This is a genomic window from Companilactobacillus bobalius (assembly GCF_002179915.1).
GTDB lineage: Bacteria > Bacillota > Bacilli > Lactobacillales > Lactobacillaceae > Companilactobacillus > Companilactobacillus bobalius.
The window spans coordinates 19328-43583 of sequence record NZ_MYFM01000008.1; the positions used below are offsets into that span (position 1 = coordinate 19328).

The 24256-nt window shown below is 34.9% G+C and carries 18 protein-coding genes, 1 tRNA gene and 1 other annotated feature; of the genes, 10 read left to right on the forward strand and 9 right to left on the reverse strand.

Annotated elements, in window-relative coordinates; all coding sequences use genetic code 11:
- Positions 1–9: 9 nt before the first annotated feature.
- The 3 genes from LKACC16343_RS14670 (at position 10) to LKACC16343_RS11890 (ending at position 5982) form a co-directional block, all read left to right on the forward strand.
- Complete coding sequence (locus LKACC16343_RS14670; RefSeq protein WP_056951476.1) at positions 10–1299, forward strand: glucosaminidase domain-containing protein; 1290 nt, start codon at positions 10–12, stop codon at positions 1297–1299.
- Positions 1298–1510 (forward strand) — a binding site (T-box leader). It overlaps the preceding gene by 2 nt.
- A 41-nt stretch (positions 1511–1551) precedes the next feature.
- On the forward strand, positions 1552–3966 hold the full coding sequence (leuS, locus tag LKACC16343_RS11885) for a leucine--tRNA ligase (protein WP_056951474.1): 2415 nt from the start codon (positions 1552–1554) through the stop codon (positions 3964–3966).
- Between the two features lie 378 nt (positions 3967–4344).
- Positions 4345–5982, forward strand: coding sequence for a putative polysaccharide biosynthesis protein (locus LKACC16343_RS11890; RefSeq protein ID WP_411762974.1), 1638 nt, complete (start codon positions 4345–4347; stop codon positions 5980–5982).
- Positions 5983–6027: 45 nt separating this feature from the next.
- Here the strand turns inward: LKACC16343_RS11890 and LKACC16343_RS11895 are convergent, their stop codons facing one another.
- Positions 6028–6867 (reverse strand): NAD(P)H-hydrate dehydratase, encoded by an 840-nt coding sequence (locus tag LKACC16343_RS11895; protein ID WP_056951472.1) that lies wholly within the window; start codon positions 6865–6867, stop codon positions 6028–6030.
- Between the two features lie 66 nt (positions 6868–6933).
- Between LKACC16343_RS11895 and LKACC16343_RS11900 the strand changes: the two genes are divergently transcribed.
- A tRNA-Leu gene (locus LKACC16343_RS11900) sits at positions 6934–7017 on the forward strand.
- 137 nt (positions 7018–7154) lie between these two features.
- On the opposite strand, the gene LKACC16343_RS11905 is transcribed toward LKACC16343_RS11900, so the two are convergent.
- Positions 7155–8528, reverse strand: coding sequence for an FAD-dependent oxidoreductase (locus LKACC16343_RS11905; RefSeq protein ID WP_056951471.1), 1374 nt, complete (start codon positions 8526–8528; stop codon positions 7155–7157).
- Between the two features lie 108 nt (positions 8529–8636).
- Positions 8637–9026: a hypothetical protein gene (locus LKACC16343_RS11910; RefSeq protein ID WP_056951469.1), complete on the reverse strand. Its 390-nt coding sequence runs from the start codon at positions 9024–9026 to the stop codon at positions 8637–8639.
- Between the two features lie 183 nt (positions 9027–9209).
- Here LKACC16343_RS11910 and mscL point away from each other — a divergent pair, with 183 nt between their 5' ends.
- Complete coding sequence (gene mscL, locus LKACC16343_RS11915; RefSeq protein ID WP_056951467.1) at positions 9210–9605, forward strand: large-conductance mechanosensitive channel protein MscL; 396 nt, start codon at positions 9210–9212, stop codon at positions 9603–9605.
- Between the two features lie 41 nt (positions 9606–9646).
- On the opposite strand, the gene LKACC16343_RS11920 is transcribed toward mscL, so the two are convergent.
- The 4 genes from LKACC16343_RS11920 to LKACC16343_RS11935 all read right to left on the reverse strand — a co-directional run bounded on the left by LKACC16343_RS11920 (position 9647) and on the right by LKACC16343_RS11935 (position 15391).
- Positions 9647–10090, reverse strand: a complete 444-nt coding sequence (locus tag LKACC16343_RS11920; RefSeq protein ID WP_056951465.1) for an ASCH domain-containing protein — start codon at positions 10088–10090, stop codon at positions 9647–9649.
- Positions 10091–10182: 92 nt separating this feature from the next.
- Positions 10183–13101 (reverse strand): hypothetical protein, encoded by a 2919-nt coding sequence (locus tag LKACC16343_RS11925; RefSeq protein WP_143444267.1) that lies wholly within the window; start codon positions 13099–13101, stop codon positions 10183–10185.
- A 282-nt stretch (positions 13102–13383) separates the two neighbouring features.
- Positions 13384–14709 carry a sensor histidine kinase gene (locus LKACC16343_RS11930; RefSeq protein WP_056951531.1) on the reverse strand — a complete coding sequence of 442 codons (1326 nt, stop codon included), beginning with the start codon at positions 14707–14709 and terminating at the stop codon, positions 13384–13386.
- Entirely contained in the window at positions 14699–15391 is a 693-nt protein-coding gene (locus tag LKACC16343_RS11935) for a response regulator transcription factor (protein ID WP_056951461.1), read from the reverse strand. The genes LKACC16343_RS11930 and LKACC16343_RS11935 overlap by 11 nt, the downstream gene beginning before the upstream one ends.
- A gap of 212 nt (positions 15392–15603) precedes the next feature.
- Here LKACC16343_RS11935 and LKACC16343_RS11940 point away from each other — a divergent pair, with 212 nt between their 5' ends.
- Both LKACC16343_RS11940 and LKACC16343_RS11945 read left to right on the forward strand, forming a co-directional pair.
- On the forward strand, positions 15604–18060 hold the full coding sequence (locus LKACC16343_RS11940; RefSeq protein WP_411762973.1) for a glycosyltransferase family 39 protein: 2457 nt from the start codon (positions 15604–15606) through the stop codon (positions 18058–18060).
- Positions 18061–18082: 22 nt separating this feature from the next.
- Positions 18083–19048, forward strand: a complete 966-nt coding sequence (locus tag LKACC16343_RS11945) for a glycosyltransferase family 2 protein (RefSeq protein WP_056951459.1) — start codon at positions 18083–18085, stop codon at positions 19046–19048.
- A gap of 205 nt (positions 19049–19253) precedes the next feature.
- Here the strand turns inward: LKACC16343_RS11945 and LKACC16343_RS11950 are convergent, their stop codons facing one another.
- The gene (locus LKACC16343_RS11950) at positions 19254–20231 is read right to left on the reverse strand and encodes a GMP reductase (RefSeq protein ID WP_056951457.1); all 978 of its coding nucleotides are present in this window, start codon (positions 20229–20231) and stop codon (positions 19254–19256) included.
- Between the two features lie 312 nt (positions 20232–20543).
- Here LKACC16343_RS11950 and glnA point away from each other — a divergent pair, with 312 nt between their 5' ends.
- Both glnA and LKACC16343_RS11960 read left to right on the forward strand, forming a co-directional pair.
- Entirely contained in the window at positions 20544–21872 is a 1329-nt protein-coding gene (gene glnA / locus LKACC16343_RS11955) for a type I glutamate--ammonia ligase (RefSeq protein ID WP_056951455.1), read from the forward strand.
- A gap of 156 nt (positions 21873–22028) precedes the next feature.
- A complete protein-coding gene (locus LKACC16343_RS11960; protein WP_056951453.1) occupies positions 22029–22466 on the forward strand; it encodes a MerR family transcriptional regulator in 438 nt (145 codons plus the stop codon).
- A 137-nt stretch (positions 22467–22603) separates the two neighbouring features.
- Here the strand turns inward: LKACC16343_RS11960 and LKACC16343_RS11965 are convergent, their stop codons facing one another.
- The gene (locus LKACC16343_RS11965; protein ID WP_056951451.1) at positions 22604–22885 is read right to left on the reverse strand and encodes a hypothetical protein; all 282 of its coding nucleotides are present in this window, start codon (positions 22883–22885) and stop codon (positions 22604–22606) included.
- A gap of 213 nt (positions 22886–23098) precedes the next feature.
- Here LKACC16343_RS11965 and LKACC16343_RS11970 point away from each other — a divergent pair, with 213 nt between their 5' ends.
- Complete coding sequence (locus tag LKACC16343_RS11970; RefSeq protein ID WP_234032610.1) at positions 23099–24220, forward strand: hypothetical protein; 1122 nt, start codon at positions 23099–23101, stop codon at positions 24218–24220.
- Positions 24221–24256: the final 36 nt, after the last annotated feature.

A 24256-nucleotide genomic window follows, 5' to 3' on the forward strand; every position in this document is an offset into this window, starting at 1 on the left:
AAAATACTTATGGTTATTACACGTCGTGAAAGAAAAATTGAAGATAGTCGATTGACTAGATTAAATAATAAAAGAAGCAAGAATACAAACTTGCGCAAGAACATGACCATATTAGGTTCTAGTATGTTTGTTGGTGCTGCGGTAGCCGAAATTGCCAATGTGTCTGCTCCAATATCTGTTAAAGCTGAAGCTTTGTCGGTAAACAATTTGTTATCTCAAAACTCAGCTGTTACAACCACTCCAGTTAGCTCTAAAGGTGTAGGAGATCAAGAATTTATTGATTATATTGGTAATTCTGCTCGGAAGCTTGCCTCAAACAACGACCTTTATGCATCAGTTATGATTGCTCAAGCCATGATTGAAAGTGGTTGGGGGACTAGTGGTTTAGCTAGCGCTCCTAACTATAATTTATTTGGTATCAAGGGTGAGTACAACGGTGCATCAGTTAATATGGGTACACAAGAAGATGATGGAACTGGTAGTCTTTATTCAATTAATTCCAACTTCAGAAAATATCCATCATATAAGGAATCACTTGAAGATTATGTGTCACTTTTGAGAGGTGGAACAACTGGTAATTCACAATTGTATGCTGGTGCTTGGAAGAGTAATACCAATTCATATAAAGATGCCACTAAGTTTTTGACTGGCCGTTATGCCACCGATACGACTTATGCGTCTAAGCTAAATAGTATGATTGAAAAGTACAATTTGACTCAATTTGATGATGCTAGTGCTAAGACTTATACAGTTGCTCAGGATGATACTTTGCAAACAATTGCCGCCAAATTTAATATTTCAGTTGATGATTTAATGAATATGAATAATCTTAAAACTGACAATTATATTTATCCAGGCAAGACTTTGATTGTTAGTCAGGCTACTACTGCTGATAGTCAAACAACGACTACTAATACGGCCAACGCAAATAACGGTAATATGGTTAATACTGCTAATAAGGCTACGACTGACAAAGATAGTGATGTTGGCAATGTTGGTGATGCTTATGGTAGTAAGCAGGCTCCAGTGATTGTTCAGGATGAACGTAGTGGAGTAAAGAAGTATGTTCCATCTGATAATTCAGATTCAGATTCAACAGCTATTAATGTTCAAAATGATTACAGTGATAATAATTCTAATAGTGATACTGATAGTCAAACTAATAAATCAGTAACCGTTCAAAATGGTGATACGATTGACTCTATTGCATCACAGGCCGGAACAACAATTGATAATATTAAGAAATTAAATAATCTTAATTCAGATTTATTGGTTGTCGGACAAACATTATTGGTATAAGATATAAAGCAACGGAAGTAGTAGATTATAAAAATTCTTCACAGAAAGCGCATGGGGATGTGAATGCGTAGATTTTTATTTTCGAACTCGTCCACTAATAATAGTTACCGAACTTAAGTAAGTGACTGCGCTTGATCCTCGTTAAGGATTTTGAGAGTCGTACTTATTTGAGTACGGAACTTAGGTGGTAACGCGATAACTCGTCCTATGATTATATTAATCATAGGACTTTTTTTGTATAGGAGGAAAAATATGTACAATCACAATACCGTTGAAAAGAAATGGCAAAAGTATTGGAAGGAACACGAAACTTTCAAGACTACAACTGATCCAAATAAGAAGAACTTTTATGCTTTAGATATGTTCCCATATCCATCAGGCCAAGGACTTCATGTAGGTCATCCTGAAGGATATACGGCAACAGATATTATTTCAAGAATGAAACGTGCTCAAGGTTATAACGTCTTGCATCCAATGGGCTTTGATGCTTTTGGACTACCAGCTGAACAATATGCTTTGAATACTGGTCACAATCCAGCAGATTTCACTGAAAAAAATATCCAAAACTTCAAACGTCAAATTAATTCATTAGGTTTCTCATATGATTGGGACCGTGAAGTTCAAACAACAGACCCTAAGTTCTATAAATGGACACAATGGATTTTTGAACAAATGTATAAAAAAGGTTTGGCTTATGAAGCAGAAGTTCCTGTTAACTGGTCACCAGATTTAGGAACTGTTGTTGCTAACGAGGAAATTATTGATGGTAAGACAGAACGTGGTGGTTTCCCAGTTATTAGAAAACCAATGCGTCAATGGATGCTAAAAATCACAGCTTATGCTGACAGATTAATTGATGACTTGGATGATATTGATTGGCCTGAAAGTATCAAGGAAATGCAAAGAAACTGGATTGGTCGTTCAGTTGGTGCTCAAATTACCTTCCCATTAGTAGATCATGATAAGAAAGTAAATATCTTTACTACTAGACCAGATACTGCCTTTGGTGTTCAATATATGGTTTTGGCACCTGAACATGAACTTGTTGATGAAATTACTACTCCAGAACAAAAAGCAGCTGTTGATGCTTATAAGGAAGAAGTTTCACACAAGTCTGATCTTGACAGAACTGATTTGAATGATGAAAAGACTGGTGTCTTCACTGGTGCATATGCTATTAATCCTGTAAATGGTGATAAGATTCCTGTTTGGATTTCTGATTATGTGCTTGTTACATATGGTACGGGAGCTGTTATGGCCGTTCCTGCTCATGATGATCGTGACTTTGCTTTTGCAAAGAAATTTAATTTACCAATGAAGCAAGTTATTGAAGGTAATCTTGAAGATGGAGCAATTACTGGCGACGGTAAGCATATTAACTCTGACTTCCTAGATGGCTTGAATAAAGAAGATGCCATTAATCGTATGGTTGAGTATCTAGAAGAAAAGGGTATTGGTAAAAAGAAGGTTAACTATCGTCTACGTGATTGGGTATTCTCACGTCAAAGATACTGGGGTGAACCAATTCCTGTTATTCATTGGGAAGATGGTACAACTTCACTTGTTCCTGAAGATGAGTTGCCACTTAAATTACCAGAAGATAGTGATATCAAACCATCAGGTACTGGTGAAAGTCCACTAGCTAACCTAACTGATTGGGTAAACGTTGTTGATAAGAACGGTCGTAAGGGTCGTCGTGAAACTAATACAATGCCACAGTGGGCTGGTTCATCATGGTACTACTTGAGATATATTGATCCACATAATGATAAAGCATTAGCTGACTACGATCTATTGAAGCAATGGTTACCAGTTGATCTATATATTGGTGGTGCCGAACATGCCGTATTGCATCTATTGTATGCAAGATTCTGGCATAAGGTATTGTATGATTTGGGGGTTGTCCCAACTAAGGAACCATTCCAAAAGTTATTTAACCAAGGAATGATCTTAGGTAAAGGTCATGAAAAGATGTCCAAGTCAAAGGGGAACGTAGTTAACCCAGATGATGTTGTTGAACAATATGGTGCCGACACATTGAGAACTTATGAAATGTTCATGGGTCCTTTGGATGCCTCAATTGCTTGGTCTGAAAATGGACTTTCCGGTTCATCCAAGTTCTTGGATCGTGTTTGGAATCTCTTTATCAATGATGATGATTACAGCACATTGCGTGATGATTTCCTAACTGATGAAAATGACGGTAAATTAGACAAGGTTTACAATGAAACAGTTAAGAAAGTTACAGAAGACTATGATGCATTGCATTTCAACACAGCCATTTCTCAAATGATGGTCTTTGTTAATGAAGCACATAAGGTTGATACGATGCCTAAGGATTATGCTGAAGGATTGGTTAAACTATTAGCACCAATCGCTCCTCATATGATGGAAGAAATTTGGAATAAGCTAGGCCATTCTGAATCAATTTCATATGCTGCATGGCCAACTTATGATGAAAGTAAATTAGTTTCAGATACAGTTGAAATCATTGTTCAAGTTAATGGAAAACTTAGAGATAAGATAGAAGTTGCTAACGGCACAGCTAAAGATAAGCTAGAAGAATTAGCACTTGCTGATGAAAAAGTTAAGAAATTTACTGATGGCAAGAAGGTTGTCAAAGTAATTGTTATTCCTAACAAGATTGTTAATATCGTAGTTAAATAGTAATCAAAAAGAGGTTCCGGAAAATTTCCGGAACCTCTTTTAGGTTGAGTAATAAGCTAAATTGGACATTAAAGGGTGAGGGCTGATACTTGTATTAAATGAATAATTGCGTGAAACTACTTTTTGTGTAAATGAATAATAATTTTTGCCTAAATACCCAACGAATTACATTCTATCATTAATTAGGTGGTATATAATAGCGAGTAATTTGTAAAAATGTCTGAAATTTTCAGGAAGTTTGGAAAATTAATTTGCTTTTTTAATAAATTAAGCGTAATTTAAAATTTTTAGGATAAGAATTTTGCTATAATTAAATGGATAGTTTTTAAGGTGGTGCAAGTTTTGGGCGGAAATAAAAGCCATAATGAGGAAGAAGTAATGCCAGTGATGGATCCGGAATCATCTTCACAAGATACAATGTTGAAGGGTTCAGCTTGGATGACGGCTGGAAGTATTTTTTCTCGTATTTTAGGTGCAATTTATATTATTCCATGGATGGCATGGATGGGTTCTGATTATCCAGCGGCGAATGCTTTATTTGCTAAAGGATACAATATTTACAGTCTGTTTTTAATTGTTTCAACGGCTGGTATTCCGGGGGCTATTTCAAAGCAAATTTCACATTATAATGCCTTAGATGAATATTCAACCGGAAATAAATTATTTAAACATGGACTCAAGATTATGACGTTCATGGGTGTTATCTTTGGAGCAGTGATGTTCTTTGGGGCACCGGTTTTAGCAACATTATTTACTGATGGTGATCCCAGAAGTATCCCTGTCATTAAATCATTAGCGGTAGCAGTTTTGATTATTCCGGTATTAAGTATCTTGAGAGGATACTTACAAGGGTACTCAGATATGGCGCCGTCGGCTATTTCGCAATTTATTGAACAGATTGCCCGAGTAATCTACATGTTAGTTGCTACATATCTTATTATGGTGGTTAACAAGGGTAGTTATATTAATGCGGTTGTTCAGTCAACCTTTGCTGCTTTTATTGGAGCGGCAGTGGCTATTGCCATTTTAGTTCTAGCAATCTTAAAGAAATTACCAAAACTGAGGCGACTTTCTAGGAACAGCAAACCTGTTGAAAATCTAAATGAAAGAAATTTCACGCGTGAAATTTTTGAACAAGCTGTACCGTTCATCATTTTGGATGCAGGTATTACATTCTTTAACTTATTTGACCAATCTACCTTTAATCAATTTATGAGGATGTTCGTTAATGCTACTGGAGCACAGTTAGATAATTATTACTCACTCTTTGGTTTCCAAGCTAATAAGTTAATTATGATTATTGTGTCCTTATCATCAGCAATGGCTGTGACGGCAGTTCCTATTTTGTCAGGATTGTATTCTAAGGGTGATAAATCAAAGATTGAAGATCAAATTTCTAATACTTTGGAATTATTCTTTTTCATTATGATTCCGGCCTCATTAGGGATGTACGCCGTAGCTCAACCACTTTGGACGACTTTTTATCGTTATGATGCCTTGGGTGTCTTGATGTTACAATTTTCATCAGTGATTTCTATCTTATTAGGACTTTTCACAGTTCTTTCAGCTGTGTTACAAGCGTTATATCGTAACAAACTGGCTATTAAATACTTTATTTATGGCTTTATTGTTAAAGTGGTAGCGCAGTTACCAATGATTGGTATTTTTCATGAATTTGGTCCACTAGTTGCGACAAGTATTGGTATGGCAGTAGTTTCTTGGTTAATGTTAAGAGAATTGCATTTGAGCTATCCGTTCCAAACTGGAAGACTTTCACGACGTATTAGTGGAATTATTTTATTTTCATTGATCATGTTTATTTCGGTCATGTTTGTTAACTGGGTTGTTTTCCACTTTGTTGGTAACTCAGACCGAATTATCAGTGTGGTTGTTCTAGTTTTAGAGGCTGGTCTAGGTGGAGTAATCTACGGTTACTTAGTTTTAAAGACGTCGTTAGCTGATAAGATACTCGGTTCAAAAGTAGAAGGTATCAGAAGAATTTTTAATATTAAATAAAATCAAAAGCATGCCAATCCTTCCAGATTAGCATGCTTTTTTATGTTATTTAGTTTGACTGAATTTTTTCATGTACTTTGGTAACTTAGTAATTATTTTCGAAGGCAGAACAACGTAATTTTCCTTATAAAGTTTATCAGCAATTAAACTATGTATTAATAGGGCAGCTGAAACAGTTTCGAGAGAATAACCGAATTGACCAACAAATCCTGCCATAATACCGGTCAAAGTATCGCCCATACCACCAGTAGCCATACCAGGGTTGCCGGCTTGGATTTGGAAAGTTTGATTTTGATAATATATTTCAGATAAGTGTTTTTTCAAAATTAAAACAGCATTTGGATTTAATTTTTGAAGTTGTTCACGATTATTTTTTTCATTTTGTTCATGAATTGGCAAATGAGAGAGACGCTGCCATTCACCTTGATGTGGTGTCATAATAATATTGGCTTTTGTTTCCAAAGCAAGCTGCTGTTCAGCAATAATTGTTAAAGCTGATGCATCAAGAATCAATGTTTGGTTTTCGGTAGTTAAATTCAATGCTGCCTTAACTACGCCTTTGGCAATTGATGAAGTACCAAGACCTGGGCCGATGGCAATGACATCATTACTTTTAATAGCCTGAGCTAATTCATTTTTTTGACTGTAATCGATAGTCATGGCCTCGGGGATTTGTACATTAACAGCGGTAAATTTTTCTGGAGTGGTGGCTAAAGTTACTAAACCAGCACCGCTGTGAATGGCAGCGCTACTGCAAAGAATGGCTGCACCACCAAAATGTGTTGAGCCGGCAATAATAAGGATCTTACCGTAATTACCCTTATATGATTGTGGATTTCGTTGAGTAATCACGTGATTTAAGACATTCTTATTAATTTTTTCCATTACAAGTACCTCCAATTGTAGTATCATTTTAATTGTAATATATATCAGAAGTTAAATATATATTTTGCCACTGTGGCGGAATTGGCAGACGCGCAGCGTTCAGGTCGCTGTCTAGGTTTCTAGGTGCAAGTTCGACTCTTGTCAGTGGCATTTTGATAATTTCATAAAACTTCAAAAAGAGCTAATACCCTTGATAATAAAGGATTTAGTTCTTTTTTATTTTGCCCAAAATCAGGGAATAACAAAAAAAGTGTTCACGATTTGTGAACACTTTTTCAATAATTATTTTAAAAATCTTTTTCACCCAATGCATGCTGAGCAGCAACGTTTAAGATACTCCATTGTCTGTCGAATCCTGGTTGGAAGAAGAAGTCAGCATCGGCTAAATCTTCAACAGTTAATTTATGTTGGATGGCTAATGCTAGAACATTACCTTGAGCTGTAATGTCATATGTTGAAAGAATGGCACCACCTAAAAGAACGTGTGAAGTTGGATTGAAGAATAATTGAACAGAAACGGTAGGATTATCTTTACCTGCAGGAACATAAGCGGGTCTGAGGCTACCTTGATAGAAGGAACTCTTAACTTCAACGTTAGAACGTTGAGCAGTAAAGCTGTTAAGTCCACTTTCAGCAAAGTGATAATCAAAGACACTTAAAGCTGATGAGCCAACTACACCACCAAATGGAAGGGCAGGTTTCTTTTCAAATAGATGTTTTACAACGTATCTTGCTTCACGACGCGCTACAGTGGCTAAAGCAATTGGTACGTGGTTATTTGCAGGAATTGAGTAGGCTAATGTAGCATCACCAATAGCGTAGATGTCCTTTTGGTTGGTTTGAAGATATTCATTTGTCTTGATCCAGCCACGATCATCCAAATCGATTGTACCTTTGAGCCAATCTGTATTAGGTTTTACACCAGCAGCTTGAATGACCAAATCACTAGGATATTCAGCTTGATTAGTTTTAACACCAGTAACGGCATCAGTACCTACATATTCTTGAATTTTAGCACCTGTGACGACTTTAACACCCTTGTCTTCGAGATGTTTTTCAAGGATATCTGTCATTTCTTTATCAAGATAAGTTCCCAATGGGCGATCAATCACATCAAGCAATGTGACATTCTTGCCAGCCTTGACACTAGCTTCAGCAGCTTCAATACCAATATAACCAGCACCTACAACAGTGATATTTTTAACATTCTTATCTTCTAGTTTGGACTTGATTTGTGTAGCCCAATCAAAGCCACGCATTAGAAAGACATTTTTGAGGTCATTTCCAGGAATAGGGAGTGACTTAGGAGTGACACCGGAACTTAGAATTAATTTATCATAAGGGTATTCTTGAGTACTGTTATCCTTTGAATTGATAACAGTAATAACTTTTTTATCAGCATTGATCTTTGTAACTTCGTGATTATTTAAGATTTGGACATTTTCATTGGCTGAAAAGTCATCTGGTTTAAAATTGCGAACATCATGGACATCAGTAACACTGTTTTCCAGATATAGTTCCATACCACAGGACATAAAGGAGACAAAATCACCTGCTTCAAACAATTTAATATCAACGTCATCATAACGCTTTAATAATTCCAGAATAGATTGATGACCACCATGTGATGCACCAACGATAACAACTTTAGTCTTTGACATAAAAATAACCTCCGTTTTTCTTAATAAGAATCATTACAATGTAAGAATAGCTCTTATTAAAAATGGTGTCAATTAATAACTTAGTTTACAAATGTCGATACATTAGGCTTAGCTAAAAATAATTTTAGAAATCATTTTGGTGAGATTGCTTGGTGTTAATGGTAAATCACTTTGTTTTAGGAGAGTATTAATTTCATTTTTATTGAGATCATTTTTCAATCTTTTCAAATATTGAAAGCCGGAGATTGTTAAACCGTTTAATTTTATCAAAGTAACGTACTTTAAGGGACTAATAATACCCGAAATTAGACCATCATTAATCATACTAATGGTTGTATCTTGCATATCACGGATTAAAATCTGATTATTGTTGTCACTGGCAATGTACCCTTTAATAAGGGGATACTTTTGCGAATCATCAAGTAATTCTTGAAAATCTTTAGGGTTCTGTTCAGCAATAATTTCTAAAATCATTTTATACATGTCAAAGTAATTCATTTAATCACGACCTTTATAGAAAATTATAACTACATTATAAGGTTGCATATAGAAATTTAGAAATGAGATTGATAAATTTTGAAAATATACCTTTTGTATATATTAGTTTGTTAAAAAATTTGCAAAAATGACCCGAAAAACCCCATAATTATAGATAGTATAAAGATTTTAGGAGATCATAATATGATAAAAGAATTCAAAGATTTTATCAGTCGAGGCAATGTTTTGGACTTGGCTGTTGGTGTAATTATGGGTGCTGCCTTTACAGCTATTGTTCAATCCCTTGTAAGTAACTTGATCAATCCTTTGATTGGTTTATTCTTGGGCAAGGTTGATTTGAGCAATTTAGTCTTTAAAGTGGGGGACGCAACGTTCAAGTATGGAACATTTATTGAGTCGATCATCAATTTCTTGATCATTGCATTCGTAGTCTTTTTAATTGTTAAAGTGATGAATAAGATAATCAAGACACGTGAAGATGAAGAAGAGGCTGAAGAGGACAACAAAGATGAGGAAGTCGTTATGTATTTAAAGAAGATTTCTGATTCTCTAGAAGAAAAAAATCATCATGAAAACTAAAAAACATATCTCATAACCAATTAAGGTTAGAGATATGTTTTTTAGTAGATACGTTTAAATACTTCGCACAAGCAAGGAATTTCATCGTTAAATTCTTTTCCGGCTTCCTGATATTCTTTTTTAAAGAAATCCTCATGAACTTCTCGCCAATAGTCTAGAGTGCGATTGCCTTCACCTTCGTGATAGGCATGTTCAGCACTGACATATTTAAAAGGAACAACTTCGGTGACAAGCGTTTCAGTGATACAGAGAGGTTCTTCATTTCCGTCGAGAATGATGTTGTAGTCACCAACTTGAGGCAAGTACTCATCAGCAGTGTAGAGGTCATATGATGAAGTAGTAGCTGTTTTAGTACCATCGTAAACCAAATGAGCTAACTTATCTGGATCACCACCAAAGATCGTGATATCACCCAAGGGATAATAGAGCGAATTCTTATCTCTCAAAAATTTAAACCAATAGTCATGTATTTTTTCTTTGTCCATAATGACACCTCAAAATATAAATGTTAACTAAATGATATCGTATATAGTAAAAGATGACAAAATTAGATTGCATATTTTGTCATCTTTTTTTGCTATTTAATTGAATCAACAGTTTGCCAAGTCCAATGACTGACATAATTACCATTAGGGGAACCAGTAGTTCCGGTGCGGAAACCAATTTTGAGATTCTTTAAAATTCGTTTAGTAAAATCGGTTGTATATTCCCATTCGTCTCCGGTTTTACCGGTAGACTTACCGATAATAATATTCCAACTGTTAACTTTCTTATTTTTCCAGTAAACGTCATGAAGAAGGTATTTTCGATCAGGTTCATCACTTCTTCTATCGGGGTCACCAGTAGAACCAGAGTCATCACCATTATTCTGATCGTTATGGTTATCTTCTTCTTCTTGGTAAAATTTACTCATCGAAAGGCTGATAGCAATTGGATTAGAATCCTTTTCGCGATAGTCGTCTAGAATAACGTTTCCCTCATCAATTTTTGGCTCAGCCATACTTTCAGTAGTTGGTGAGACGGAAATAGTACCAAAATCAATTTTTTCAGGAGCCGTTAGAATCAGACTACCAGCGACATGACGGAAGTAGAAGAAGTCGTTTCCAATGTGATCCTCTGTATCAACTATTCGCATTTCAAGTGTATGAACGTCAAAATCATTACAATTTTTAATGTCCAGATCTTCGATTTTCCAAGGGTTAGATTCGCCTAGTTGAGGATTATCTAAATCTTCGCTAAGTATTTTTTCTTCACCGTCATCGATTATATAAGAAATACTTTTGATTTGCTTGCTATCTTTATCATTCCAATATCCTTCAAGTGTCATTTTGTGCATCATTGGATTGTAAGGTTCTTTTTTGGAAGAACCAGGGGAGACAACACTGATTTGTGGTTCGACAGTTGCAGGTTTTTTGAATTTAATAACGTGTTCTTTAATATTAGAAATATTGCCTTCTTTATCTTTCATATAAAAACGAAGCTTATGCTTGTTTTCTTTGAATTCGTTAAGAGGAATCTTTTGATTTCTGATTTCGTGATGCGTACCGACAGTAGCTTCTTTGGCAGATTGTTTAGCATCAAAAAGTACTTTAAAATCTTCGGGATCTTCACTATCAACAGAATAGTACATTGTTACATCAGTACTATCAAAGTCATACCACATACCAGTTAGAGGTAATTCATTTTGACTGATTGGTAAGATCTGAGGATTATCATCAGTACCATTTAAATCTAACTGAATAACAGGACTAAAAGTTTTTCCTCTAACGTCAATCTGAGATGTATATTCCATTTCAACTGTTTTACCAACGGATAAATCTTGTGGAGCAGTTCTCATGGTTAAACCAGCGTCCCAGGTACTTTCATCCTCTGCAGCTCCCAATCTTCCACCAGCAGCATCGGTTCTATTGGAGTCACCAGCATCGTATTGATCATTGAAAGCATTAAATAAGTGCTTAGGCACGTAAGGAGAGGTAAAATGTTTCGTCTTTTTATTGTGATATTTGGTAGGAGTATATAATGGAAAACCTGAATCTTTAGGTTTTCCAATTTTCCATGGATAATATCTTTCTCTAAGAGCAACAACACCAATTAAACCTGGATTATAACTGTAACCTTTGGTAGCCATATAAGAACTACTTGAAGAGCGAGCAGCCCAGGCGTCAGGTCCATTAGTTTGATTTGTGAAATAACTAGTACGTACGCGGCTGTCTTCCGATTGCATGTACATACCACGGCCATTACCTAAAGTACGTAATTTTAAATAGTTACCAATTCGACGGCCCTTAGCATCGGTAACTTCTTTATTGTCTTCATTTAATGATAGATCATGGTTAGAGAAACCAATGAAATTTTTAAAGAGTTCTTTACCGGTATTTTTAAATTTAATATTGGTAACGACACGTCCCATTTTATTGAAACTAAGTTTAATAGTGGTAGTGATTTCAGGGTTAGGACGATGTTTTTTATCGACAAAGTAGGCTTTTTGTTTGAAAACCATTTTTTGTTCTTCCAAGCCTGTTTGTGGATTAGTTCGATAATAAAATTTTGGTGTATCTAGCATAGAGTAACTTTGACCTAGCTTGTTAGGACCAGAAGTACCGGGAACACCGACACCATCCGATGATACAACATAGTTAAATAAATCATTAGAAATAAAAGTTCTAGGTGATCCGTTGGGACGGTCTTCTATTCCTAATGGGGAAAGTCCCATGTTGATGATATCGGGTGAGTCATAGTCTCCTTTTTGATTATCACCGTAATGATCAGTAAAAATGTGATTACCTGGAGCAGTAGGGCCATCCAAAATACGGCTACCTTTTTCGGCGTAAAGAACAGCAGAACCAGCAGCAGTTAAACTATTTACACGAGATTTACCACTAGGTTCATAGGAATCACTGACAGAGGCACGACGGATGGCGTAGTTATAATCCCCAAAATAAAGATAGGGGCGAGTGCTGGTTCCATCAGAGTATTCTTTAATGGGACCTTCACTGACACGAAGATGTTCTGCAAATGTCCAACCAGCTTCGTTAGCATCATCTGCAGCATCGTCAACCTCAGGTGTTTCACCAGAATACTTTTCAGGTTGATTTAATTCATAATCAAAAATATTTTCACCATTAGACTTTAATACAGATAATTGGAATGGTTTTTTATTATTGACGAAAAGTTTGAACGAATTGGTGTTAGGTTTATTCAAAGTAACGGTAGTTTCTAATTTTTCGTTATCGACTGTTACATTAGATTCACCAAGTTCTTCTTTTAAAGCGTTGATATCAAGCATATCTTTGACATCTGTCTTCAATATCAACTCTTTCTTTTCTTCTAGGACATAACTGATGATTAGTTCGGTATTTTCCTTATGTTGATATTGTTCTGCAACGTCAGCATCAGTCATTGGTGCAGCCTTAACCGTGGTAGTAGGTTTAAAGCATAGGAAAAGAATGCTTAAAAAGGATAATAAGCATAGTAAAGGCATGTTTTTAATTTTCATATAAGCAGCACTCCCTCAAACATGATTTTGATATCTTATCATCTGAATAATTTTTTTATGATTCAAATTAATAGAGTTAGTTTTTTGTGAAATGAAGTGCAAAATATTAAAAAAGATATTAAAAATATTAATAAAATACACATTTCTGAGAGGCACTTATATGAAAAATAAAAAAAGTGATAAACTTTTAAAACAAAATAGCAGTATCTATTTAGAATGGACGTATGTAATTACGCCTCTAAATAGATACTGCTTGGAATAGGTAATGAAGGAAACATTGTTTTAATGATTTTTTTTGATTGGTAACTCAACGACAAACTCGCTGCCGTGTGGAAGGTTGTCTTGAATAAAAATTCTACCATGGTGATTTTCTACGATCTGTTTAGCAATTGCTAATCCTAGTCCGTGACCACCACTCCTTTGGTTACGTGATTTATCAACTCTATAAAAGCGATGAAAGACTCTTTGTTTGTCAGCGTCACTAATACCAACACCAGTATCAGAAACGATGAATTGATATTTGGAGCCTTCAATTTGATCATAGATCCTGATGGTTCCGTTTTTAGGTGTGTACTTAGTGGCGTTGTCTAAGAGAATAATTAATAATTGTTTGATTTTATCACGATCCAAATAGAGTGTGGGATGGTGATAAAGATTGATTTGAAAGACTTTGGACTGTGAATTAATAATATCTTTGAAAGGTTCGATCGGATCTTTAAGAAAGAATTCTGGTTGAGTATATTCGAAGTGCAGTTCTGTTGTGGCCTGATCAAATCTTGCCAAATCTAACAAATTATTGGTCAAATTGTTTAGACGACTAACTTCATCGAGTGAAACTGAAATTGATTCAGCTTCGTCAATGATCTTTTTATTTGGTCGAGTCAACATATACTCTAATTTACCCTGAATGATTGTTAAAGGTGTTCTTAATTCGTGGGCAGCATCATTAACGAATTCAGTCTGTTGTTTCCAGGATTTAACAATAGGTAACATATTGATACGAGCTAGAAAATAAGAAACTACTAAAGCAATTACCCAGAAAATGAAGAAGGTAAGGGACAAGATTTTAATAAAATTCGTCATAGCTTGTATTTGCGTATCAATATTTTGCATGATCAAAACATAATGACCAGCATACATTGGATTATTATTATTTTTTGAGACTTTTATTAATATTGAACGGAAATTCATATTTTTAACAAGTAAAGTTTGCTTTTTATTAAGAGCTTTTTTATTTAATTTTATGTTTTTTAGTATAGAATACCGATTTCCTAAACTGGATTTATTTAATAGTTTACCATTATTGTTAAAAACTAAGATTGAAGCTTGGAAGGGAGCCTTAGGACTGGGTTCCTTTTTTTTGTCCTCAAAATGATCATTTGGACCATGAGGTCCCATTTGAGAATCGTCCTGTTTCATAGTGGGTTGTTTTTTGACGGAAGCCATTTCAATCTTGATATCTTTATCAATACTTTTATAAGTAGAGGATTGGAAGAGATTAAAGATAATTAATCCCAAAGTTAAAAAAAGAATAGCAAAGGCGGCCATGATTGAAAGAAATAATTTGAATTGTTGTCGACGAGTAATAGTACTTTGTTTAGATTTCATTTTCATCTTGGAAAATATACCCAACATTTCTAATAGTTTTGATTAAGTTGTCGTTGCCTGAAGGACGCAATTTTTTACGTAAATTACTCATATAAACTTCGACGACTGTAATTGAAGTATCAGAGTCAAAGCCCCAAATACGTTCAAAAATTTGATCTTTGGTTAAAATAGTATTTTTGTTTTGCAATAAATAAACTAGTAAATCATATTCTTTACCATTTAATTCGATTTTTTGCTGATTGGCTAAAATTTCATGATTATTTAAATTCACTTCTAAATTATTAATTTTAATGATGGAATCATCAGTTAAAACACCGCTTCTTTTTAACAAAGCTTTAACTCTCACTAATAATTCTTCACGATGAAACGGTTTAGTTAAGTAATCGTCTGCTCCCAAATTGAAGCCGTGAACTTTATCATCCAATTCAGCCTTGGCAGTTAAAATTAAAACAGGGGTGTTGATGCCGTCAGTTCTGATGTTCTTTAACACATCGTAACCATTCATTTCAGGCAACATGATATCTAAAATAATTAGATCGTAAACATTTTCAGTAGCGGCAAACCTCCCACTTAAACCGTCACTTTCAATGTTAACTTCAGAAAAATCTGATAAGAAGGTGGCAATGTTACTTGCTAAGTTCTCGTCATCTTCCACTACTAAAATTCTAATATTATTTGACATAAAAATCTCCTTTTACAAATTCTACCAATAAGTATAAAACATAAATTTTAATTTAAGCTTAATTTAAGTTAGTTTGTCTAATCTTGTTCCTGTCGTTAAGAAAGGAATTGAACAGATGAAAAATTTACAACCGATTTTATTATCGATTCTAGTTTATTCAGTCATTTGTTTTTTAATCAATATAGCTTTTTAGAGATAGGAGAAGATAGATGATGGAATCAAAAGAATCTAGTCGTGTTCAAAAAAATGAACATAATAGTTTTCTACATAAATTGAGAAATATTAAGTATGACTATTGGTTGATTGCTATTTTAATTTTAGCAGCCTTCCTGTATGCCTGGAATATCTGGGAAGCAGGTGAAGCTAATAATTTCTATACAACAGCAATTGTCAGTATGACAAAGAGTTTCAAGAATTTCTGGTATGCCAGTTTTGATCCGGCCGGTTTTATAACCGTTGATAAACCGCCAGTAGCATTATGGTTTATGACCATTAGTGCCAAAATTTTTGGAGTTCATGGATGGAGTGTTGTTTTACCGTCAATTCTATTCGGGATTGGTTCAGTATATTTGATTTACAACATGGTCCAAAAACGTTTTGGTAAAGTTCCAGCTCGTTTGGCCGCATTGATCATGACATTGACACCAATTGTTGTAGCGGATTCGAGAACTAACAATATGGATGCTACATTGGTATTCTTCTTGTTACTATCAGTTTGGTTCGTTCAAAAAGCCGTTCAAAGCAAACAACAGCGTTATGTTTGGATTGGCTTTGCTTTAATTGGATTTTCTTTCAATATTAAAATGTTACAAGCCTTTATGATTCTACCCGCACTATATTTGTACTATTGGATCGCTAGTGATGTTAAATGGAAAAAGAAGTTAGTTCATTTATCCATAGCAACAGTTTTCTTAGCTGTTTTCACGTTGATTTGGCCCTTGTCAGTCGACATGACTAATTCAAATAGTCGTCCTTATGAAGGTGGTTCAGAGACCAATTCTGCCTTGGAATTAGCCTTCGGTTATAACGGAACTCAAAGATTATTAGGACAAACAACTGGTACTGGTGGTGCCTTCCCAGGTATGTCTAGTTCTAAGAAGAGTAGTAAGTCAATGACTCCACCAAGTGGAAGCAGTAAGAAATCTGGTTCAAAACAACCGACGCCACCAAGTGGATCTAAGAGTAAAAACAGTTCTAAGATGGGAAATCCACCATCTAAGTCAGGTAAGTCAAATGGTGCACCTAAGATACCATCAGGTGGTAAAGGACAAGGCCAACCTGGAGGAAATAGTCAAAAAGGTGGCGGTGCAGGTACTGGTGGCGCCGGCGGTGGTGCTTTCAATATTGGTACTGCTGGACCATTTAGACTATTCCAAAAAGAATTAGGACCACAAATCAGTTGGTTGTTGTTAATAGCATTATTTGGTCTAATCTCTAGTTTTGCTTACTACCGTGGTTCGAAAATGAAAAAATGGTATTCACTCAATGCCCAAAGAAAAGAACTTTGGCTTTGGGTAGGTTGGTTAGTTCCTGTGGCCGGATTCTTCTCAGTTGCTAGTTTCTTCCATCCTTACTATACAATCATGCTAGCTCCAGCAATTGCGGTTTTAGCCGGAATCGGAACTTTTACGATGATTCAACAGTGGCGCGAGAAGTCGCTTTGGGCAATGCTTTTGCCACTGGCAATTCTTTCAACAAGTATTTTACAAGCTTGGTATTTAACAGATTATTATCCAACCTTGGCATGGGTCTTGTTGATTGCCGGAATTATTGTTTCGATTCCATTGTTCGTTCTTCCTTGGATTGCTATTAAATTGAAGAATAAACGTATTTGGCCAACGATTGCTTTAATTTTAATTATGTTGGCACCTAGTTATTGGTCATTGACTCCAACCTTAGCTGGCTCAAGTGATGGTATTCCTAGTGCAGGTCCATCGTTGCTATCTTCTGCCGGCGGTGGTGGCGGTATGGGTAATTCCCAAACTGATTCAACTTTGCTTAAGTATTTAGAAAAACATCAAGGTAATGCCGAATATCTTTTTGCAACTGATGATTCTAGTACTGCTGCCCCTTATATCATTGCAACAGGTAAAGCTGTTATGGCAATGGGCGGTTTCAACGGAACTGATAAAGCTATCACATTGAAGCAATTTAAGAAGTTAGTCAAAGAAGGCAAGTTGAAGTATTACTATTCTGGTGGTAAAACTGGTGGTTCTAATAATGAAATTGTCAGTTGGATCAAGAAGCATGCTAAGAAGGTTAAATTAAGTAGTTCTAATAATAACCAAGTAGCAAATAGTTCAGTAACAGTGTCTTCGAAAACTAAGAGTTCATCTGCCAAAGCTCCAAGTTCTAATAGTGGTAATCCAGGTTCAAATCAAGGTGGGATGCCTAGTGGTAAAGCACCTTCTGGACAAAAGAGTTCAACTCCACCAAGTGGTTCTAAACCAAGTAAAAAACCATCAGGTACAAAAGGTAACGCTGCACCTAACGGCAAAGGTAGTGCACCAAATGGCATGAAGAAACCAACTGGTAAGAAGAAATTAACTAAGAAACAATTAAAGAAGATGAAGAAATCTGGTAAATCAAGTAGCCCATCAATGGGCGGCGGTATGGGTGGCCCTGGTCAATCAGGTACCTTATATGATTTATCCAGCATTTATAAATAAGCTTAGAAAGGAATGATTGACGATGAATCAATTAATATCGATAGTATTACCAGTTTTCAATGAAGAGGCCGGTATTCAAGTAACCATTGATACGTTACTTAATTATATTGAGCAACAAGAAGAACGGTATGAACTGATTTTTGTTGATGATGGTTCAAAAGATAAGTCAGTTCCTATTATCAAACGAGCCTTGGCTCAAAATAATAGTATTAAATTAGTAGAATTTTCACGTAACTTTGGTCATCAAATAGCTATCACAGCTGGTCTGAATTATGCCAAAGGTGATGCGGTCGTTGTTATGGATGCGGATTTACAAGATCCTCCCGAAGTCATTCCCCAAATGATTGAAAAATGGCATGAAGGGTATGAAATCGTCTATGGTAAAAGAATGCAACGTGATGGTGAGACTATTTTCAAAAAATTCACTGCTAAGATGTTTTATAGGACTTTCAGAAAATTAGCTACGATAGATATGCCTTTGGATACCGGTGATTTCCGTCTAATGGATCGTAAGGCTGTTAACCAATTGATGAAATTACATGAGAAAGATCCATTCGTCAGAGGACAGGTGACTTGGATTGGTTTTAAACAAACTAGTGTGAAATATCATCGTCAAGAAAGGATTGCTGGAGAAACCAAATATCCGCTTTCTAAGATGATTAAATTAGCATTAGATGGAATCACATCGTTTTCGATGAAACCACTACAATTCGTTAATATTTTTTCCGTTGTACCTTTAGCAAGTAGTGTTTTTTATCTAGGTTATTTAATAGCCAGTCGAAATTATAATGCTGCTTCTGTTGGGGTAACAATCTTACTATTTAGTTTAGGATTGTTGATGTTATCCATTGGTATATTAGGAAGCTACCTGGGTAGAGTTTTGGACCAAGTTAATGATCGTCCCAGATATATTGTTAGTAAAACAGAAGGTTTCGAAGAGAGAAACAATGGAATTCATAAATTTAACGCTCGACAAATTAATAATTAATCAAATTAGAATTAATCTTTAAAATTAAAAAGTTTTCATACTGTTTAATTAACATAGAATGTGTTACAGTAATGATAAATTTGATAAGTTGAAAGTTGTTTGATGGACAACTTTCTTGTCAAATTGAACATGAACTATCCCATTCATAAAAAAGAAGCTGACGAACACCCAGTCGTCAGCCTCTTTTTTTGTATATTGATATATTTTAATAGACATCACCATTATAAATTGAGTTCTTTACGATGACGTAATCCACTTTACGTAGTGATAAGAGATCTTTGCCACCACCGTAAGAAATTGAAGATTGAAGATCTTGTTGCATTTCGGTTAAAGTATCCATTACCTTACCTTTATAAGGAACAAGCATTCTTTTACCTTCAACGTTTTTATATTCGCCCTTTTGATATTGGGATGCTGATCCAAAGTAAGCTTTGTACTTTTGGCCGTCTTTTTCGATGACCTTACCAGGAGATTCTTCGTGTCCAGCAAGTAGGGAACCGATCATTACCATACTTGCTCCAAAACGAATTGATTTGGCGATGTCACCGTCGTTTCTAACACCACCATCAGCAATGATGGGTTTGCTAGCAGCTTTAGCGCATAGTCTGATAGCAGCTAATTGCCAGCCACCAGTACCGAAGCCAGTTTTTAATTTAGTGATACAAACTTTACCAGGCCCAATACCAACTTTAGTAGCGTCAGCTCCAGCATTTTCCAGTTCACGCACAGCTTCTGGGGTACCGACATTACCGGCAATAAGGAAACTGTCTGGAATGTTTTGCTTGATGTATTTAATCATTTTAATGACACGATCACTATGACCGTGTGCAACGTCAATTGTAATATAATCAGGAGTTAAGTTCTGAGCCTTTAGTTGGTCAATGAACTTGAATTCATCTTCTTTGATACCAACACTAATAGAAGTAAAGAGTCTTTTTTGTTGCATATCTTTTATAAAATCAATTCTAGTTGCTGGTTCAAAACGGTGCATGATGTAAAAATAACCATTTTCAGCTAGTTTTTCAGCCAAATTTTCATCTAAGATAGTTTGCATATTGGCTGGTACTACTGGAATCTTAAAAGTTTTAGGTCCAAATTGTATACTTGTGTCACATTCTGAGCGACTGTCCACGATACATTTGTTCGGTATTAGTTGAATATCTTCATAGTCAAAAACTTGCATTTATTATTCACTCCATTAATTACGAACGATTATTATTTTTATATTTGATTTCGTTCGTATCTATAATTTAACTGGTTCATACTCAGAAGTCAAATATATTCTTCGGCAAAATTAAATTATGTGATAGAATCTTGATATACAAAAGAATTTGTATATCTTATTATTGATTAGTTTTTTTAATAATATAGCGATAAATATTTGACACTGAAACATGTAATTGGTATTATCATCATATTGTTAATGAAACCTTATATTAATAACGTTTATTAAAAGTCTACAAAAAATTGGTATATACAATAGGAGTGGCTAAAAATGCAACATTATACTGCAGAAGATATTACAAAAATGGTAAATGATGAAAACGTTGAATTTATTTGTTTAATGTTTACAGATATTAACGGTATCATCAAAAATGTTGAAGTTCCTGTTTCTCAATTGGATAAAGTGTTGGCAAACAAGATTACTTTTGATGGTTCATCAATTGATGGATTTACTCGTATTGAAGAAAGTGATATGTTACTACACCCAGATCTATCAACATGGTTGGTTTTCCCATGGGGAGAAGAACATGGTAAAGTAGCTCGTTTGATCTGTGATATTTACAAATCAGATGGCACACCGTTCGAAGGTGATCCTCGTGTTAACCTTAAACGTGTAATTAAGAAAATGGAAAAGATGGGTTACACTAATTTCAATATTGGTTCAGAACCTGAATTCTTCCTATTCAATCGTGACGAACAAGGTAATCCAACCTTACATTTAAACGATGATGGTAGTTATTTTGACTTTTCACCTGTTGACTTAGGTGTTAATGTTCGTAAGGATATTGTGCTTGTTCTTGAAAAGATGGGCTTTGAAGTTGAAGCAAGTCACCACGAAGTTGCCCCTGGACAACAAGAAATTGATTTTAAGTATCAAGATGCTTTGTCAGCTGCAGATAGTATTGAAACATTCAAACTAGTAGTTAAGACAATTGCTAGAAAGAACAACTTATACGCAACATTTATGCCAAAACCAGTTCAAGGTATTAATGGTTCAGGTATGCATATCAACATGTCATTATTCAAGGGTGATAACAATATCTTTGATGATCCTGATGATATGTTATCTGATACAGCTAAAGAATTTATGAGTGGTGTTTTGAAACATGCTCGTGCTTTAACCGCTATTAATAACCCAACTGTTAACTCATATAAACGTTTAGTTCCAGGTTTTGAAGCTCCAACATATATTGCTTGGGCAAGTAAGAACCGTTCACCATTGATTCGAGTACCTGCTGCCTCGGGTAAATCAAAACGTATCGAAATTAGAAGTGTGGACCCAACAACAAATCCATACTTGGCAATTGCATGTATCCTTGATGCTGGACTAGATGGTATTGATCAAAACTACGAATTAATGCCAGAAGTTAAGGATAATATTTATCACATGTCTGATGAGGAACGTCGTGAAGAAGGTATCATTGATTTACCTTCAACATTACACAATGCTCTTAAGGCTTTGCGTAAAGATGAATACGTTCAACAATCACTTGGTAAGGATCTAACAAATAGTTTGTTTGCTGCTAAGAATGCCGAATGGGCAAGATATCAACAAACAGTTTCCCAATGGGAAAGAGATACTTACATGTCACAATATTAAATTACGAATAAAAATGGAGTGATGTTTCACTTCATCTAGGCTGCAGGTTCACTATGAGTGGACTTGCAGTTTTTTATTTCATTATTAAAGTAATATAAAAGTATGAACTATACGGTTATACTTAAGGTAATAATTTATATTGAAGGGAATATTCAAATGGCTTATTCAATTGGACAAGTGGCCGAAAAAACCGGCCTTTCAAGCTATACCTTGCGATACTATGATAAAGAAGGACTAATGCCCTTTGTTCATCGTGATGACAATGGTCGTCGTGAATTTACTGAAAATGATATGGATTTTGTTGATCTTATTTCATGTCTTAAAGAGACAGGAATGTCGTTGAAAGAAATTCGAGAATTCGTTAATATGTCGATGGAAGGTAATGTAACTTTAGAACAAAGATTAGCCATGTTTAAAAAACAACGTGATGAAGTAATGCGTCAAATCGCTCAGTCTGAAAAGTATTTGGAAAAGCTTGATCATAAAGTTAAGTACTTTGAAGCTGCCTGTGCGGCGGGTTCTGAAGATGGATTAGAAGATTTTTGTGATACTTTGGAAGCAGCTTCAAAAGCTAGTCAATCTATGGATAATTAATTTTTTATTTACATAGGTTTTTCTGGAAATCAGTTTTTTTTAATGTTAAGATTTAGCGTAATCAAAATTCTGATTACTGCTTTCCCCCCAGAGAGCAGAAAAGGTCTCAGCGTAAGCTGGGACCTTTTTTATTGCTATTAATCTCTAGTAATGCTTAGAATGGCGGTAGTTTTAATGGAATTATTATTGCCTTTGCCAATTGTTAACCAATCGGCAGCACTAATTAAACCTTCAAGCTTATTTTCTTCATCATCTTCAGTAACCTTACCGTCTTCGAAACCACCTTTAAAAATACAATCCAAGTAGTAGTGGTCAGCATTGCTTGCCATTAGTGATGATTGATATTTCCAAGCCACCAAATAAGTATCTTCATTTATAGGGATATTCTTGCCGTTAATTAAATTAATGTTCAAAGCCATGAGAGCGCCTCCTTAAATTCGATTATATCAGAGATGAAAAGAGATATTTCGAAAATATAATATTTCAAAAATAAAAAATATTCAAATCCATAATAAATTTATACTAAAAGAATTGGCATAGCGTCAAATATCGTAGATAATTAAATATGATAGTAAAAAGATATACAAAAAAGATGTTAAAAGTATTAACTTAGTATTAAATGGGGGAAAGTCTTGAAAAAGAAATTACAAGCAGTTCTGTTGATTTTAACAATTTTCATTTTGACGGGATGTAGTAGTCAAGAAAACAAAGTCTCAGTACCTAATGGTGACAGTAACTTTAGTAAAAGATCCCATTATGGTAACTATATTTCTAATGAAAAAAATCTACGCCATTTCATTGAAAATAAAATGATGACTAAAAAAGGTATTTTTACAAATTACAAGAAACAATCTTACAAAAAAAGTGTTGCACGTGGTCATGAACTACTTTCAGAATCATCAGGTATGTGGTTGGAATATTTAGCTTATACACATCAATATAAAAAATTCAGAGAATTTTACCAGGCAACTAAAAAAACTTTTGATCAAAAATCTCAGTTTAGTTATCGTTATACACCCACGACTAATAAAAAGTTCGATGTTAATGCTACTTTAGATGATTTAAGAATCATTCGAGCCTTACAAATGTATGCTGATCAAACTGGAAATAAAACCTTTAAAAATGAAGCCGCACGAAGATTTATGTCGTTGCAAAAGAATACAATGAGCAATGGGAAAATTGCTAGTTTCTATGATGTTAAGACAAAGAAGGCTAGCGATGATGGTTCGCTAGCTTACTATGATTTTTCGACATTAAAGTATTTTGAATCAACTTCTGAGCAGAATAAGAAAATGTACAAAAAGCAGTTAGCGGTTGTTCAAAATGGATATTTAGGTGACGCCTTTCCTCTATATGCTTCTAGCTATAATTGGCGTAGTAAGACTTATAGCAATAGTGACTTGAATACTTCGGAGGCTTTAGAGACGTTACTTCACTTGTCAGAAATAGGTAAGTTGAAACAGGTTTCTTTAAATTGGTTACAAGATCAAGTAAATCGCAACACGCTATATAATAGTTATTCCATTAATGGAAATGTAGTTAGTCGTTCTCACTCAGCTGGTAGTTATGCTTTGGCAGCTATGATTTTTGCTAAACAAGGTAACAAGGCGATGTATCAGAAGGCTATGAAATTAACTTGGAAATATCAAGTGAAAAATAAAAAATCCGCTATTTATGGTGGTATCGGAATTGAACATCAGAATGAGGCTTATTCGTACAATAATTTAACAACGTTATTAGCAGCAAAATATTGAGGGTGAGTATTTGAAAAAATTTATATACAACTGTTT

Bases quoted from the DNA above. Each gene is read 5' to 3' on its own strand.
- LKACC16343_RS14670 (WP_056951476.1), top strand. From the start codon at position 10: ATGGTTATTACACGTCGTGAAAGAAAAATTGAAGATAGTCGATTGACT.
- LKACC16343_RS11920 (WP_056951465.1), bottom strand. From the start codon at position 10,090: ATGGACAAAGAAAAAATACATGACTATTGGTTTAAATTTTTGAGAGAT.
- leuS (WP_056951474.1), top strand. From the start codon at position 1,552: ATGTACAATCACAATACCGTTGAAAAGAAATGGCAAAAGTATTGGAAG.
- LKACC16343_RS11940 (WP_411762973.1), top strand. From the start codon at position 15,604: ATGGAATCAAAAGAATCTAGTCGTGTTCAAAAAAATGAACATAATAGT.
- LKACC16343_RS11925 (WP_143444267.1), bottom strand. From the start codon at position 13,101: ATGAAAATTAAAAACATGCCTTTACTATGCTTATTATCCTTTTTAAGC.
- LKACC16343_RS11935 (WP_056951461.1), bottom strand. From the start codon at position 15,391: ATGTCAAATAATATTAGAATTTTAGTAGTGGAAGATGACGAGAACTTA.
- LKACC16343_RS11910 (WP_056951469.1), bottom strand. From the start codon at position 9,026: ATGAATTACTTTGACATGTATAAAATGATTTTAGAAATTATTGCTGAA.
- LKACC16343_RS11895 (WP_056951472.1), bottom strand. From the start codon at position 6,867: ATGGAAAAAATTAATAAGAATGTCTTAAATCACGTGATTACTCAACGA.
- LKACC16343_RS11905 (WP_056951471.1), bottom strand. From the start codon at position 8,528: ATGTCAAAGACTAAAGTTGTTATCGTTGGTGCATCACATGGTGGTCAT.
- LKACC16343_RS11945 (WP_056951459.1), top strand. From the start codon at position 18,083: ATGAATCAATTAATATCGATAGTATTACCAGTTTTCAATGAAGAGGCC.
- LKACC16343_RS11950 (WP_056951457.1), bottom strand. From the start codon at position 20,231: ATGCAAGTTTTTGACTATGAAGATATTCAACTAATACCGAACAAATGT.
- LKACC16343_RS11890 (WP_411762974.1), top strand. From the start codon at position 4,345: ATGCCAGTGATGGATCCGGAATCATCTTCACAAGATACAATGTTGAAG.
- LKACC16343_RS11930 (WP_056951531.1), bottom strand. From the start codon at position 14,709: ATGAAATCTAAACAAAGTACTATTACTCGTCGACAACAATTCAAATTA.
- LKACC16343_RS11960 (WP_056951453.1), top strand. From the start codon at position 22,029: ATGGCTTATTCAATTGGACAAGTGGCCGAAAAAACCGGCCTTTCAAGC.
- mscL (WP_056951467.1), top strand. From the start codon at position 9,210: ATGATAAAAGAATTCAAAGATTTTATCAGTCGAGGCAATGTTTTGGAC.
- LKACC16343_RS11965 (WP_056951451.1), bottom strand. From the start codon at position 22,885: ATGGCTTTGAACATTAATTTAATTAACGGCAAGAATATCCCTATAAAT.
- glnA (WP_056951455.1), top strand. From the start codon at position 20,544: ATGCAACATTATACTGCAGAAGATATTACAAAAATGGTAAATGATGAA.